The 14951-nt window shown below is 73.0% G+C and carries 13 protein-coding genes and 1 tRNA gene; 7 read left to right on the forward strand and 7 right to left on the reverse strand.

Annotated features, from left to right (window positions below; genetic code table 11):
* The first annotated feature begins 13 nt into the window (after positions 1-13).
* The 3 genes from I6A81_RS08075 (at position 14) to I6A81_RS08085 (ending at position 3775) form a co-directional block, all read left to right on the forward strand.
* Positions 14-2368 carry an acyl-CoA dehydrogenase gene (locus I6A81_RS08075; RefSeq protein WP_203003288.1) on the forward strand — a complete coding sequence of 785 codons (2355 nt, stop codon included), beginning with the start codon at positions 14-16 and terminating at the stop codon, positions 2366-2368.
* Positions 2369-2527: 159 nt separating this feature from the next.
* Complete coding sequence (locus tag I6A81_RS08080) at positions 2528-3184, forward strand: TetR family transcriptional regulator (protein ID WP_203003287.1); 657 nt, start codon at positions 2528-2530, stop codon at positions 3182-3184.
* A gap of 303 nt (positions 3185-3487) precedes the next feature.
* Positions 3488-3775, forward strand: a complete 288-nt coding sequence (locus tag I6A81_RS08085; RefSeq protein ID WP_203003286.1) for a hypothetical protein — start codon at positions 3488-3490, stop codon at positions 3773-3775.
* Between the two features lie 220 nt (positions 3776-3995).
* On the opposite strand, the gene I6A81_RS08090 is transcribed toward I6A81_RS08085, so the two are convergent.
* The 4 genes from I6A81_RS08090 to I6A81_RS43095 all read right to left on the reverse strand — a co-directional run bounded on the left by I6A81_RS08090 (position 3996) and on the right by I6A81_RS43095 (position 8071).
* Complete coding sequence (locus I6A81_RS08090; protein WP_203003285.1) at positions 3996-5033, reverse strand: ABC transporter substrate-binding protein; 1038 nt, start codon at positions 5031-5033, stop codon at positions 3996-3998.
* On the reverse strand, positions 5030-5890 hold the full coding sequence (locus I6A81_RS08095; RefSeq protein ID WP_203003284.1) for an ABC transporter permease: 861 nt from the start codon (positions 5888-5890) through the stop codon (positions 5030-5032). Before I6A81_RS08095 ends, I6A81_RS08090 begins: the two co-directional genes overlap by 4 nt.
* Before the next feature lie 3 nt (positions 5891-5893).
* Positions 5894-6976 (reverse strand): ABC transporter ATP-binding protein, encoded by a 1083-nt coding sequence (locus tag I6A81_RS08100; protein WP_307874532.1) that lies wholly within the window; start codon positions 6974-6976, stop codon positions 5894-5896.
* Positions 6977-7156: 180 nt separating this feature from the next.
* Positions 7157-8071 (reverse strand): class I SAM-dependent methyltransferase, encoded by a 915-nt coding sequence (locus tag I6A81_RS43095; protein ID WP_407661272.1) that lies wholly within the window; start codon positions 8069-8071, stop codon positions 7157-7159.
* 726 nt (positions 8072-8797) lie between these two features.
* Between I6A81_RS43095 and I6A81_RS08115 the strand changes: the two genes are divergently transcribed.
* The 4 genes from I6A81_RS08115 (at position 8798) to I6A81_RS08130 (ending at position 13087) form a co-directional block, all read left to right on the forward strand.
* Positions 8798-9784, forward strand: coding sequence for an ABC transporter ATP-binding protein (locus I6A81_RS08115; protein ID WP_203003283.1), 987 nt, complete (start codon positions 8798-8800; stop codon positions 9782-9784).
* Positions 9781-10650, forward strand: coding sequence for an ABC transporter permease (locus I6A81_RS08120; protein WP_203003282.1), 870 nt, complete (start codon positions 9781-9783; stop codon positions 10648-10650). Before I6A81_RS08115 ends, I6A81_RS08120 begins: the two co-directional genes overlap by 4 nt.
* Positions 10651-10724: 74 nt before the next feature.
* Complete coding sequence (locus I6A81_RS08125) at positions 10725-12347, forward strand: sensor histidine kinase (RefSeq protein ID WP_203010139.1); 1623 nt, start codon at positions 10725-10727, stop codon at positions 12345-12347.
* Entirely contained in the window at positions 12344-13087 is a 744-nt protein-coding gene (locus I6A81_RS08130; protein ID WP_203008235.1) for a response regulator, read from the forward strand. Before I6A81_RS08125 ends, I6A81_RS08130 begins: the two co-directional genes overlap by 4 nt.
* A 263-nt stretch (positions 13088-13350) precedes the next feature.
* Here the strand turns inward: I6A81_RS08130 and I6A81_RS08135 are convergent, their stop codons facing one another.
* From I6A81_RS08135 to I6A81_RS08145, 3 genes are all read right to left on the reverse strand, one after another.
* Complete coding sequence (locus tag I6A81_RS08135; RefSeq protein WP_407661271.1) at positions 13351-13530, reverse strand: keywimysin-related RiPP; 180 nt, start codon at positions 13528-13530, stop codon at positions 13351-13353.
* Between the two features lie 233 nt (positions 13531-13763).
* A tRNA-Pro gene (locus I6A81_RS08140) sits at positions 13764-13840 on the reverse strand.
* Between the two features lie 99 nt (positions 13841-13939).
* Positions 13940-14878, reverse strand: a complete 939-nt coding sequence (locus tag I6A81_RS08145; protein ID WP_203008236.1) for a metallophosphoesterase — start codon at positions 14876-14878, stop codon at positions 13940-13942.
* Positions 14879-14951 lie beyond the last annotated feature (73 nt).

Consider the following 14951-nt stretch of genomic DNA (forward strand, 5'->3'; position numbering starts at 1 on the left):
CCGAGGAGTCGCCGTGTCGATTGGCCTGACGGAGGAGCACTCCGCTCTTGCCTCATCCGTTCGGGGCTTCGTCGCCCGCCATGCCCCGTCCACGGCGACCCGCGCCGATCTCGACAGGTACGCCGCCGGCGAGCCGGTCCCCTACTGGGACGGCCTGGTCGAGCTCGGGCTGACCTCGCTGCACCTGCCGGAGGAGTATGGCGGCGCCGGTGCCAGCTACGTCGAGCTCGCCGTCGCGCTGGAGGAGACCGCTCGCGGCCTGCTCCCCGGGCACCTGCTGCCGTCCGTCCTGACCAGCGCGCTGCTGGCCACGCGCGCGAGCGAGGACCTGCGCAAGCGGACGCTGCCGGGGCTGGCCGCCGGAACCCGGGCGGCCAGCGCCCTCACCGCCACCGGGCTGAGCGCGGCGCCGGCCGGCGGCGGGGACGGCGGTGGGGACGGCCGCTATGCCGTCACCGGCACGACCGTCCCGGTGCTCGGCGCCGCCGGGGCCGAGCTTCTCCTGCTCGGCGCCCGCCTCGGTGGCACCGAAACCGGCAACCGGGCGGGCGGCACGGCGGGCGGCGGCGAGGTGTGGTTCGTCGTCGACGCGAACGCCCCCGGCGTCCGGGTCGAGCCGGCCGCGGCCGTCGACCTGACCCGCGGCGTCGCCCAGGTGCGCCTCGACGGCGTCACCGTCGACGGCGAGCAGATGGTGGCCGTCGACACCGAGGGCGTCCGCGCCCTCGCCGCCGTGCTGTTCGCCGCGGAGGCGGTCGGCCTCGTCCGCTGGCTGCTGACCACCGGCGTGGAGTACGTCAAGGTGCGCGAGCAGTTCGGCCGGCCGGTCGGCTCGTTCCAGGCCGTCAAGCACCGCTGCGCGCGGATGCTGGTGCGCGTCGAGACGATGTCCGCCGCCGCGTGGGACGCCGCCCGCGCCGTCGAGCAGGGCGAGGAGCAGCTGGCGCTCGCCGCCGCCGAGGCCGCGATCCTGTGCCTCGCGGGCGCGACCGAGCTGGGGCTCGAGACCGTCACGCTGCTCGGCGGCATCGGCTACACGTGGGAGCACGACACCCATCTGTACTGGCGGCGCGCGATGACGCTGGAAAGCCTGCTCGGGCCGGTGTCCGCGTTCGAGCACCGCCTCGGCGAACTCGTCGGCGCGACGCCCCTGAGGACCTCCGGAGGCGCGGAAGAGGAGCATTCTCGCGCCTCCTCCGCGACGCCGCTGAGCGCCTCCGGAGGCGCGGAGGAGGAGCATTCTCGCGCCTCCTCCGGCCTGGCCCGCGACTTCAGCCTCGAGGTGCCCGAGGAGGACCCGGCCTTCCGGAACCGGATCGCGGCCGTTCTCGGCGAGGTGGCGGCGCTGCCCGCCGAGGGCCCGGCGCGCCAGCGCAGGCTCGCCGACGAGGGCCTGGTGCTGCCGCACTATCCGCGTCCTTACGGCATCGCGGCGACGCCCGTCGAACAGCTCGTCATCCAGCAGGAGTACGAGCGCAGCGGGGTCACCCAGCCGAAGACGGTCATCGGCGAGTGGGCGATGCCGACGATCCTGGCGCACGGCACCGACGAGCAGAAGGCGGCCCTCGTGCCGGCGACCCTGCGCGGCGAGATCACCTGGTGCCAGCTGTTCAGCGAGCCCGGCGCCGGCTCGGACCTCGCGGCGCTGTCGACCCGGGCGGAGAAGGTCGACGGCGGCTGGCGGCTCAACGGCCAGAAGGTCTGGAACTCGATGGCGGACCGGGCCCACTACGGCATCTGCCTGGCCCGCACCAACCCGGACGTCCCCAAGCACCGGGGGATCTCCTACTTCGTCATCGACATGAAGTCGCCGGGTATCGAGGTACGCCCGCTTCGCGAGGCCAACGGCCACTACCTGTTCAACGAGGTCTTCTTCAGCGACGTCTTCGTGCCGGACGGGTGGCTGGTGGGCGAGGTCGACAAGGGCTGGGCGCTGGCACGCACCACGCTGGGCAACGAGCGGGTCGCGATGGGCGGCATGCGCGAGCTCCGGCTGGACCTGCCGGGGCTCGCCGCGTCCGGTCAGCTCGTCGCCGACCCGGCGGATGTCCGCCGCGACGTCGGCGCGCTGTACGCGCACGCGTACGCCCTGTCCGCGATGAGCCTGCGGGGGACGCTGCGCGCGCTGTCCGGCCTGCGGCCGGGCGCCGAGGCGAGCGTCGCGAAGGTGGCGGCGAGCTTCCTGAACACGGACGTGGGCGCCCGCGCGCTGCGCTGGTTCGGCCCGTTCGCGGCCAGCGCCGAGGGCCCGGCCGCGGCCGCCGTGCACCAGTACCTGAGCCTCCCGCCGCACCTGATCGGCGGCGGCACCCTGGAGATCCAGCTCAACGTCATCTCCGAGCGGGTTCTCGGCCTCCCCCGCGGCTGAGTGGGCCGGGCTCGCGCGAGCCGGCGCGCGCCCGGGCACTCACTAGAACAGAGTTTCAATTGTGACGCCGGGCTCAACGTCCCCCCGGACGACACGGCGCCTGGTCGAACACACTCCCGGGGTTTCGAACTGGAACCAGCTTCCAGGTAGCCTAGGAAGGTGGCGAAAGAGGAGACGCTGCCGCAGCCGGTGAGCACCATGACGTCGGCGCAGCTCGCGCGCCGGCGCCGGCTGACCGACGCGGTCATCGAGATGATCGACCAGGTACCGCCCGAGCAGCTGCAGATGCGTGACGTCGCCGAACGCTCCGGTGTCGCGCTCGGCACGGCATACCGCTACTTCTCCTCCAAGGACCATCTGCTCGCCGCCGCCTGGGCCGACTGGCAGCGCCGGCTCACCGACCGGGTACGCGGTGAGGTGTCCCGCGACCAGGCCCGCGTCAGCACGGGTGCCGCGCCAACGCAGGGCGCCTGTACCCGAGTACTCGCCTTCCTGCACCGGGAGCTACGCGCGTTCCAGCGCCATCCGAACTTCGCGCGGCTCGTCGCCCACGTCGAAAGCTGCAGCGACCCGTTCGCGAGCGAGGAACTCGCCGGCCTCGCCAACGACAACCAGGCCGTCATGGCCGCCCTCATGGAGGACGTTCCCGCCGAGGTCGCCAGGCCAGCCATGACCGCCATCAACGCGACCCTGGCCTCCGGCCTGGTCTCCTGGACCGCCGGCCGCCTCACCTTCCCCGACCTGGTCCGCCAGCTCGAGGACGTCACCCGCCTCGTCCTGGGCCCCTACGACACTCCCACCCCGGCCGGGCCCTGAGGCGGGCCGCTCGGCGCGCCAAGCCCCTTCCCGCGGAGCACGTCCACGGGAAGCGCCCGGGCGCGCCCTCGGCCGGAGCCGCGTCCACGACCTCAGAACTTCCCAAAATGGGACGCATGGCGCTCGCCCACCAGACCAGAATGACGATCAAGACAGGAAGAGTGGATCGTCCCGTCGGGGTGATCTGAGCGCGTCCTCCAGGACCGTCGCGCGCGGCGACGGCCAGCCACCGGACCGCCGAGCCGACTCCCGCCGGGGCTCCGCCACGCCGCTGGTCCCGGTGGCAGCCAGGGAAGGAAACCCGTGAAGATCCGGATGGTCAGCGCGGCACTGCTCGCCGTGGTCGGAGTCGCCGCCGTGACGACCGGCTGCTCGGAGAAGGCCAAGGAACGCGGCCGGGACGCGCCGATCAGCACCCACGACGACAGCCCGGCCCGGATCATCAACATGCCGGATGGTTTCAGCAACGTCGCGGCGAAGTGCGACGGGCCGAACATGGTCTACGTCGTCTATCACGGCGACAGCCCCTACGGCTCGATCGAGATCGCGCCGAACGACCCGCGCTGCGCGCCGGCGGGCACGACCGGGTAGCGCCGCCGCCCCGACGCGGACCGGCCGGCACAGGCAGGTAGACGCAGGCAGGTTGACGCAGGCCGGCCGACCGGCCGACCGGACCGGACCGGACCGGACCGGTACAGGCCGACACGGACCAAACCCGGCACAGCCGGCCGACGCGGACCGGCCGACACGGACGGCCCGTCACCGGTCCGGTCAGCGGGCAGGCGCCGGATGGTTGCCGGACTGCCGCCGGTCAGCCGGCGGGCAGGTACGCGTTGGTGACCACGTCGGCGGCCCTGACCGGCTTGTCGATGAGGTTCTCGGCGGCCATCCAGTCGGCGAAGGACTGCCAGGCGTCGAGGTCGTGGTGGCCGAAACCGGCCGGGTTACGCAGCAACGGGACGGTGGCGTCGACCATCTTGGGCAGGATCCGCGGGTCGTAGCCTTCGGCGACCTTGGCGATCGTCTGGGCGGCGGTCGCCGGGTCGTCGAGGACGACGGCGTTGCCGCGGGCGAGCGCGCCGAGGAAGTCGCGCACCAGCCGCTGGTAGGCGGGATCGGACTTCAACCGGCTGGCCTGGGCGATGATGACCAGCTCGTCGTAGTTCGGCACGCCCGCCTCGGTTACCGGGATGACCGTCGGATTCAGACCCTGGTCGGCGAGCTGGACGGCCTCGATGTTGCGGAATGCGCCGAGGGTCGCGTCGACGTTGCCGGTGACCATCGCGGCGAGCAGGTCCTGCCCAACGTTGATCTTTTCCACCGAGGACGCGTCCAGGCCGTTCTGCGCGAGGATCGTCTTGAAGAACGCTTCCTGGGTGGCGAGGCCGGCAGTAGCCAGCTTCTTGCCAGCCAGGTCGTTGACCGAGCGCACCCCGGACTTCTCCGTCGCCATGATCGACGTCAGCGCGGTCGGGACGAGAGCGCCAACCGCGACGACGTCGAGCCCCATCGAGCCGGCGATGATGGTCTCCGGCTCGTAGGAGATCCCCAGATCGATCTTGCCCGTACTGACCAGCTTGGTCGGGTCCGAGGGGTCGGACGGCGGCTGGAGCGTGACGTCGAGGCCAGCGGCCGTGAAGTAGCCGGCATCGCGGGCCGTGTAGAGCGCGACGTGATCCGGGTTCGGATCCCAGTCGAGCAGCACGGTCGTCGCCCGCGTGCGCGCGCCGCCGTCGGAGGACCCGTCCCCGTCGTCATCACCGCCGCAGGCGGACAGCACGACCGCTCCCGCCAGCAGGGCCGAGGTCAGGCCGGCACCCACGCGGAGCCGAGACCGGTGCGCCGTCATCGTGCGTTCTTCCCTTCGACAGCCCAGCCGACCAGCACCCGTTCCAGGGCGGCGACCAGGGTAAACAAGGCTATGGACATGGCCGAGAGCAGCACGACCGCGGCGAACACCAGGGCGCTCTGCAACTGCGGGACGGCCTGGCGCATCACGTGCCCCAGCCCGTCGGACGAGCCGGAGTACTCGCCGAACACGGCCGCCGTCGCGGCGTACGCGGCCGACAGCCGCAGCCCGGTGAACAGCGACGGCAGCGCCGCCGGAAACTCCACCCGCCGGAAGATCGACCAGCGAGTGCCGTACAGGGTGCGCATCATCCGTTTGAGGTCGGCGTCGACGGTGGCCAGGCCGTCCAGCGCCCCGACCACGATCGGAAAGAAACAGAGCAGCGCGACCAGGATGAGCTTCGGCGTGAGCGAGTAGCCGAAGATGATCGCGAGAATCGGTGCGATCACCACGACCGGCACGGTCTGTGATCCGATCAGCCACGGATAGAGCGCGGCCCGGGCCACCGGCACGAAATGCAGGGCGCACGCGATCAACAGCCCGGCGGTGACCGCGCAGGCGAACCCGAGCAGCACCTCCGTCAGCGTCACCCAGGTGGCGCTCGCCAACGTGCCGTCCCACCGGTCGACCATCGTCCGGGCGACCGCGCGCGGCGCCGGCAGGATGTAGTCCTCGACGCCGAACGCCGCGGTCGCCAGTTGCCAGGCCGCCAGCAGGGCGACGAACACGGCCGCCGCCGGCCCGTGCCGACGCGCCAAACGGCCCGGCGCCCGTCGCGACGCCGCCGGCCGTCCGGCCCCGGCGCGCGGCGTGGAGTCGGCCGTCGGACGGGCCGACGAGCGGGATGGCAACCGCATTGATCAGTCCTCCGCCGCCGGCTCGGCGACCGGTGAGACGAGCGCCGGTCGCGGGCCGCCCGAGGCCACCGCGTTCGAAGCCACCGCGTTCGAAGCCACCATGTCCGAACCCACCATGTCCGAACCCACCACGTTCGAAGCCACCACACCCGACGACGCCGCGCCCGACGACGCCGTGGCCGACGACGCCGTGGCCGTGGCCGTGGCGGGCGCCTGGCTCCCTTCCAGGGCGGCGAGAACCCGGTCGCGGAGCCGGACGAACTCGGCCGAGGCGAGCAGCTCCCGGCGCGACCCGCCGGCGGGGAGCTCCACCGGTATCCGGGCCGCGACCCGGCCGGGCCGGCCCGTCAGCACGACGACCTCGTGGCCGAGCAGCAGTGCCTCCTCGACGTCGTGGGTGACCAGGACGACCGTGCGCGGTTCGGCGTCCAGCGCGGCCCGCAGCCAGTCCCGCGCCTCCGCCCGGGTGATCGCGTCGAGCGCGCCGAACGGCTCGTCCAGCAGCAGGACGTCCTTGCCCGCGACGAAGGTGCGCAGGAAGGCGACCCGTTGGCGCATCCCGCCAGAAAGCTGCGCCGGCCGGTGGTCCTCGAACCCGGCCAGCCCGAAGCGAGCGAACAGGGGACGGACCGTCGCCCGCGCCGCGCGCCGCGACATTCCCCGGTTCTCGAGGGACACGGTCGCGTTGGCGAGCGCGGACCGCCACGGCAGCAGCAGGTCGCGCTGCGGCATCAGGGCGCAGCGGCCCAGCCGGTCGCCCGGCGCCGTCGCTCCGAACACCTCGACGATGCCCGCGTCCGGCTCGTCCAGCCCGCTGATCAACCCGAGCAGCGTGGACTTCCCGCACCCGCTCGGCCCAACGACCGCGAGCCGGCGATGCCGGGGAATGGTCAGGTCGACCCGCTCAACAGCCACGACGTCCCCGAATCGCCGGCTAACACCGACGAGCCGAATCTGGGCGGGTTCCTGGGCGGGTTCGCGGGCCGGGCCCATGTCGTTGGTGAGGCCGACGATTCTGGGGCTGTCGCCGTCGTGATCGGTCCGCTGGCCGCCGACCGCCGACCGTTCGGAAAACGAGCCGGGCACAACCGGTACATCCCGCCTGCGCCATGCCACGGTGGCCGATACAACCCAGCCCGGGCGTCGTGGGTCAAGCCGTCCCGGCCAAAGTCACGTCCGCGCGGTGGCCGCCCGCCCTGTTGCACGCGGCCCAGACACCTGAGTCAGACACAGGAGCGGCCGGGCTGCCGCGGGCCGGTACGTGGCCTATGCCACCGGGCGCTCCGTTCGCGGGACGCTGGATCCCGGGCTGGACCGGGCAACGCGGAGCACAGTCGCTTCATGGTCGTCGGACCGGGCGACGCTGGCGGTCAGGAAATGCCGGCAGGCAGCGGCGACAAGGGCCGGGGCCTGGTCGATCGTGGTCTCGACGAGTAGACAGCCGGTGGGCGCGAGCCAGTCGGCGGCGCCCGCGATCACCCGGCGAAGGACGTCGAGGCCGTCCGCGCCGCCGTCTAGGGCTGCTAGCGGTTCGTAGTCGCGGGCCTCCGGCGGCAGCAGTCCGATCGCCTCGGTCGGCACATAGGGCGCGTTGGCGATCAGGATGTCCACTTGTCCGCGAAGCTCCGCGGGAAGAGGGTCATAGAGATCGCCCTCATGGACCTGACCGCCGATCTCGGCGAGGTTTCGCCGGGCGCAGCGCACCGCGACCGGATCGATGTCAGCGGCATGCAGTTCCACAGTGACGGCCCACTCGCCGGGAGCATGCGCCTTCACGGCTGCTGTTTTCTCCGCTGTTTTCTCCGCCGGTATCGTGCGCTCCTCCGCCGGTATCGCGCGCTGTCGGGGCGGGTAGGCCGCATCGCCGCCGCTCGACCCGGAATCCAGATCGCCGGGGAGCCGTGCCGGCAGACCGGGTGCCCGCATGCCGGCCGGCTCGGCCAGGCGGGTGGCGAGCACGGCGCCGAGCGCGCCGGAGCCACAGCAGAGGTCGACGACGACGAGCCGAGCAGGTCGGCGGGCCGCGGCTCTCAAGGCCAGGCCTGTCGCCAGGTCGACGAGGAACTCGGTGCGATGGCGAGGGACGAACACGCCGTCGTCGACGGCGATCCGCTGGCCGGTGAATTCGGCCCAGCCGAGAATGTGCTCGATCGGGACCCCGGCGGCCCGCCGGGTGACCATTTCGGCGAGGGCAGCCGGTCCCTCGGCCGCGGCGATCAGCAGGGCCGCCTCGTTCTCGGCAAACACGCAGCCGGCGGCACGAAGCGTCTCAGTGAGCGTCGCCGCGGAACGCGCGGCCCACACGGGGGAAAGTGATCTGAAGTCGGAAAGCCGCGATGAGGGCTCAAGGTGGTGCGACATGGAGGAGCCTTTCGGAGCGCGTGGGCGCTCTCGCGGTGACCGGTACCGGCCTACCGCGCGCCCCATGGGGGGAGCACCCAACCTGACGTGACGTTGATGGGTCTCACCTCCTTGTCCGTCGCCGTTGGGCCAGAGATTACCAGTACGTCGATCACCCGATATTCCACGCCGTTTCGGGCGGTCCAGCCGGCGCGCTCGGGGCGCCGGGCGGCCTGTCGAGCCGTCGAGCCGTCGAGCCGTCGAGCCGTCGAGCCGTCGAGCCGTCGAGCCGTCGACCAGCATCCGGCTCGGCGGCCGGCGCCACTGGCGGCGTACCTCTCGAGGCGTGGCGTACCTCTCGAGGCGTACGGCCCGCTACCTGAGCCGTAGAGCGCGGGCTCCGAAAGATCGGCCGCGCGGGCGTCGGCGGCGACGCCATAGATCTCTAGCGTTCTGGAACGTCCAGCCGGTGGCCGGCCGCTACCCGGCCGCTTCGGTGGTCGGCGCGCGCCGTCGGCGAGCCGAAGGCCACCTCCGGGAAAGATGACGACAGACGCGAGGTCAAGCATGATCGAGGCGCGAGGGCTCACCAAGCGCTACGGCGGGAAGGTCGCCGTCGACGACCTTTCCTTCACCGTCCGGCCCGGGGTGGTGACCGGGTTTCTGGGGCCGAACGGGGCCGGCAAGTCGACGACGATGCGGATGATCCTCGGTCTCGACCGGCCGACCAGCGGAACCGTGCTCGTCGACGGCCGCCACTACCGCGACCTTCCCGCGCCGGCGCGGCACGTCGGCGCGCTGCTGGAGTCGCGGGCGATCCACCCGGGGCGGACCGCCGAGAACCACCTGCTCACGCTGGCCCGGACGCATGGGATCTCCCGGCGCCGCGTCGACCAGGTGATCGACCTGGTCGGCCTGCGCGGCGTCGCCCGCAAGCGCGCCCGCGGGTTCTCGCTGGGCATGAACCAGCGCCTCGGCATCGCCTCGGCGCTGCTGGGCGACCCCTCGACGCTGGTCCTCGACGAACCCGTCAACGGGCTCGACCCGGAGGGCATCCGCTGGATCCGCGACCTGCTGCGCGGGCTCGCCGCCGAAGGACGGTCGATCATGGTCTCGTCGCACCTGATGAGCGAGATGGCGCTCACCGCGACCGAGCTGATCGTGATCGGGCGTGGGCGGCTGATCGCGCAGACCTCGGTCGACGAGTTCGTCCGCGCCGCCTCGGGCACCCACGTGCGCGTCCGCGCGCCCCGGGCCTCCGAGCTCGGCGCCCTGCTGGTCCACGCGGGCGCGACGGTCCACGCCGGAACGGTCCACGCCGGAACGGTCCACGCCGGAACGGTCCAGTCCGCGGGAGAGCCGGCTGGCGAGCCCGACGTGATCGAGGTCGTCGGCCTCCCCAGCCCGCGGATCGGCGAGGTCGCCAGCGCCCACGGGATCACGCTGCATGAGCTCACCCCGCGCCTCGTCTCCCTCGAGGAGGCGTTCATGGACATCACCCGCGACGCCGCCGAGTTCACGGCAGCGCCGGCCCTGGCAGGAGGAAACCGATGAACACGCGGGCTACCACCCCGGCTGGCCCCGTGGACGGCGTCGAGCGCCTTCACGGAACCGCCCGGCCCGACCGGCCCAGCCGCGCTCACAGAGCCGCCGGCACGGGCGAGCTGACCTTTCTCGGAGTGGTCCACTCCGAATGGACCAAGCTGCGCTCCCTGCGGTCGACCGTCTGGACGCTGGCGAGCGCGGTCGTCCTGATCGTGGGCCTCTCGGTGATGTTCTGCGCGACGGAGGCCCACGAGACCGACGCCGAACCCGCGTTCGACTCGACCTTCTTCAGCCTGGCCGGACTCTTCCTCGCGCAGGTCGCGGTCGGGGTGCTGGGGGTCCTGACCATCACCGGCGAGTACGCGAGCGGCATGATCCGGGCGACGCTGGGCCTGGTGCCCCGGCGGCTGCCCATGCTGTGGGCCAAGGTGATGGTCTTCGCCGCCGTGACCTTCACCCTGATGCTCGCCACCTCGTTCGTCGCCTTCCTGGTGGGGCAGCGGCTGCTGGCCGGCAAGGACCTCGACGTCACCCTCGGCGACCCCGGCTCGCTGCGCGCGGTCGTCGGCTGCGCCTTCTACCTGACCATCGTCGGCCTGCTGGGCCTCGCCGGCGGCGCGCTGCTGCGGCACACCGCGGGCGCCGTCTCGGCGCTGCTCGGCGTGGTCCTCGCGCTGCCGATGATCGTCGGCATGCTGCCGGCGAGCCTGCAACGGATCGACGCCTACCTGCCCACGACGCTCGGCGAGACCCTGGTCACGATCCAGCCGCGCGAGGAGCTGCTCTCCGTCGGCTCGGCGGTGGCCGTGCTCACCGGCTACGTCGTCGTCCTCCTGGCCGCCGCGGCCGTGACGCTCACCCGGCGCGACGTCTGATCCGTTCGCTCCAGGAACAGGCAGGCCACCGCGCTCGGGTCACCATGAGAGGCACTCGGGTCACCATGAGAGGCATGACGACGACCGTGGACCGCGCCGCAGTGAGTTCCGGCCGGCTCGTGGCCCGCTGGGCCGGCGGCGCGCGCCGCGCGGCGCGCGCCGGCCGGGCTCCGGTGGAGGCGCCGGACGTTCCCGGCGTCATCTTCGGCCGGATGCGGCACGGAGCCATCGGTCGGATGCTGCGGGCCCGGCCGGTGCTCGTCGACTCCGCCCTCACGGGCGCGCTGGCCATGGTCGTGCTGCCGCCGAGCCTCACGGTTCCACGGCCGCTGGTCGTCGTCGTGCCGTTCACGCTCGCCGCGCTGGCCCCGCTGTGCCTGCGCCGCAGGTTCCCGGTCACGGCGTTCGTCGCGGTCACGGCCATCGGTTTCACGCAGCTCGCGCTGCGCGTGCCGACCTTCGGGATGACCGGCGCGCTGGTGGCCTTCTACACGGTCGCGGTGTGGCGGCCCCGCCCGGTCACCGCGGTCGCGGCCAGCGCCCTGATCGCCTGGATCTGCTGGCTGTGCGCCATCGTCCCCAGCGCCCGGCTGTACGACCGGGTGGCGGTCGCGATCTTTCTGGGGGCGTTCGTCGTCACCGCCGGCGTGCTCGGGGTCAACGTCAACACCAGGCGGGCCTACCTCGCCTCGGTCGCCGACCGGGCGGCCCGGCTGGAACGGGAGCGCGACCAGCAGGCCAGGCTCGCGGCGGCGGGCGAGCGCGCCCGGATCGCCCGCGAGATGCACGACATCGTCGCCCACAACCTCTCGGTGATGATCGCCCTCGCGGACGGGGCGACCTTCGCCCTTCGGGACCCGGCGCCGGGAGAGCCACCGCCGGCCGGGTCCCCGCCGACGGGGTCCCCGCCGACCGGCTCGGCGGGGCCGGCCGCCCAGGCCGAACGGGTGGCGCTGGCGGCCCGCGCCGTCGAGTCCATCTCGGCGACGGGCCGCGAGGCGCTCACCCAGATGCGCGGCCTGCTCGGCGTGCTGCGCGACGACCGCCCCGACGCCGCGTCCCCCGCGACCGCGGCGGGGACCCCCGGGGCCGTTCCGGCGCCCGCCGCGGCGCGGGGCGGGGCCATGGCCCCGCAGCCGCGGCTCGACGAGCTGGCCCAGCTCGTCGAGCAGGTGCGTCGCGCCGGGCTTCCGGTCACCCTCGTGGTCGAGGGCGAGCGCCGGGAGCTGACGGCGGACGTCGAGCTGACGGTCTTCCGGATCGTCCAGGAGTCGCTGACGAACGTGCTCAAGCACGCCGGCTCCGGGGCCCGCGCCGCCGTGGCCCTGCGGTACGCGCCCGGGAGGATCGACGTCCGGATCACCGACTCCGGCGGCGCCGGCCGGCCCGCGGTCACCGCGTCGCGAGACGGCCGGGGGATCAACGGGATGCGGGAGCGGGCCGCGCTCCACGGCGGCACGTTGACGGCCGGGCCCGACCCCGGCCTCGGCGGGTGGCGGGTGAACGCCTCGATCGGCGCCGCCTCGGCGGCCGCGCCGCGGCCACGCGCGGACGCCGCGTCGTCGCCGCCGGCGGCGACGGCCAGGCCGGTCGGGGAGGGGTCGGCGGACTGGGTGCCGGCGAACGGGACGCCAGCCGAAGGGTCGCCGGCGAACGGCGCGCCGGCCAAGGTGCCAGCGCCGGAGGAGGGGGCATGAGCCCGTCGACGTCCGTGCTGCTGGTCGATGACCAGCCGCTGCTGCGGATGGGTTTTCGGATGGTGCTCGAGTCGCAGCCGGACCTCACGGTGATCGGCGAGGCGGGCGACGGAGCGGACGCCGTCCGGCTCACCGCGGAACTCGCGCCCGATGTCGTGCTGATGGACGTACGGATGCCCGGGATCGACGGCATCGAGGCGACCAGGCGGATCGCCGCCGCCGGCGGCGCGTCGCGCGTGCTGATCCTGACGACGTTCGACCTGGACCGGTATGTGCTCGCCGGACTGCGCGCGGGGGCGAGCGGCTTCCTCCTCAAGGACGTGCCACCAGCCGACCTGCTCGCCGCGATCCGCACCGTAGCCGCCGGCGACGCGGTCGTCGCCCCGAACGTCACCCGGCGGCTCCTCGACGCGTTCGCGCACCGCCTGCCCGACCCCGACGCCTCGGAAGGCGACGCGGCGGGCAGGGGCACCGACGGCCACGGGACCGCCCAGGCCGCGGGCGCCGACCGGCTCGCGCGGCTCACCGACCGGGAGCGCGACGTCCTCGGCGAGGTCGCGGCCGGGCTGTCCAACGCGGAGATCGCGGCTCGCCTGGTCCTTTCCGAGGCGACCGTGAAGACCCACGTGGGCCGCATCCTCGCCAAGCTGGAACTCCGCGACCGCGTCCAAGCCGTCGTCTTCGCCTACGAAACCGGGATCGTCCGCCCCTCCGCGAACCCGCCCCGTCACCCGGACTGACCGACGGTTCCGGGAGACGGGGCGCCCACGGTTGTGGAAGGCCGCGATACCTGGCCGTCCCTGGCGACGGGAACGGCAAGGACCCGGCGGCGCGCGCCGGGTCCCTGCTATGCGCGGCAGGTGCGGCGCGCCGCGCGGCGCCATCCGATGCTTCTGGAACATGGCTGTTCTGTTTGTCGCTGGGTACGGGTTAGGCCCGCGAGTCAGCTGCGTGAGTCAGGTGCGGAGGTGCCGGCCAAGGACCAACACTCGGGCACAGGCTGTCAGAAGCCCCAGCCCCAGCCACCGCCCCAGCCCCAGCCGCCACCCCAGCCCCAGCCCCAGCCGCCGCCCCAGCCGCCGAACCCAATGCCAAAGAAGTAGCCGGTGCGCTCACGGAAGGACCCTGAGTCCTGAAGCGTAGGCGTGTGGTACGTGGCCTTCATGCCGGTTCCTCCGTCCATTGGTGACATTCACCTGGCCGGTCGGGTTTCTCGGCGGTGAGCGGCTGCTCCGGTCGAACACCGGTACTGGGCACCAGCCGTTGTCGACACCTGGTCGCCGTCCGAAGCCGACCAATCTCAGCGTGCCACCGGCCGGTTCGCTCAAGGTTCAGCGCGTTGCGCGACGACAGCAGGGGGAACGACAACCAGGAGAAACGAAAACAGGGGCGTGATCATCGATCACGCCCCTGCGCTGGTCGGGGTGGCGGGATTTGAACCCACGGCCTCTTCGTCCCGAACGAAGCGCGCTGCCAAGCTGCGCCACACCCCGTCGACCAACGGTGGTCAGCATACCTGATGCCATGAGGGTCGCGGCGATCCGGTCACCCCGAACGTGGCCGCCCGGGGTGAGCCCGCCGGCCGGTGGACGTCACCGGGCGGGGACGAGGGTCAACAGGGTGGCCTCGGGGCGGCAGAGGAGCCGGACAGGCGCGAACGGGGACGTGCCGAGGCCGGCGGAGACGTGCAGCCAGGATGAGCGGAGAGTGCCGGTCCTGGGGGCGAAGTGCCAGCGGGACAGGCCGCGGGCGCGCCCCGTGTCCAGGCCGCAGTTGGTGACCAGGGCACCGACGAACGGCAGCCGGAGCTGCCCGCCGTGGGTGTGGCCGGACAGGGTGAGCTGGACGCCGTCGGCGGTGAAGGCGTCCAGCACTCGCGGTTCCGGGGTGTGCGAGAGGCCGAGGACCAGGTCGACGCCGGGCTCCGGCGGCCCGGCGACGAGCGAGACCTGGTCCCGGCGCAGCCGGGCGTCGTCGACGCCGCGGACGTCGAGGCGCCGCCCGCCGATCATGAGCACCTCGTGGATGTGCGTCATCTCGTGCCAGCCCGAGTCGGCCGCCAGGTCCCGCGCGAACACCGCCCAGTCCATCGCGGGGCCCTTGGGGGGTGCCTCGGCGCCGCGCCGCAGGTAGCGGTGCGGGCTGTGGAAGGTCGGCACGTAGTAGTCGTTGTTCCCGGGAATGAAGACCCCGGGAAAGCCGAACAGCGGGGCCAGCGCCCGCCGCAGCGGCTCCGACGCGTCCGGATGCGAGAGCACGTCGCCGGTCAGAGCGACGAGATCGGGAACGACCCGGGCGAGCTCACCGAGGAAGCGCAGCTTGCCGGCCTCGCGCGGCAGCACGTGCAGATCGGACAGGTGCAGGATCCGCAGTGGGGGCTCCCCGGCCGCGAGCACCGGAACCTCCCGCTTGGTCAACGTGTACGAGCTTCCCTCGTACAACCCGTATCCCAGGGCGGCGGCGCCGGCGATCCCGATCCCGGCCGCCGCCCGGCGAACCCCCGGCCGTCCCTTCCGCGTCTCTCCTCGCATACGTCCAGTCTCACCCCGCCGTCGCCGAACCCGAGCGACCGGCGTCTTTCGGCGCCGAAAAGACGCCGAAAGA

This window comes from Frankia nepalensis (assembly GCF_016786325.1).
GTDB lineage: Bacteria > Actinomycetota > Actinomycetes > Frankiales > Frankiaceae > Pseudofrankia > Pseudofrankia nepalensis.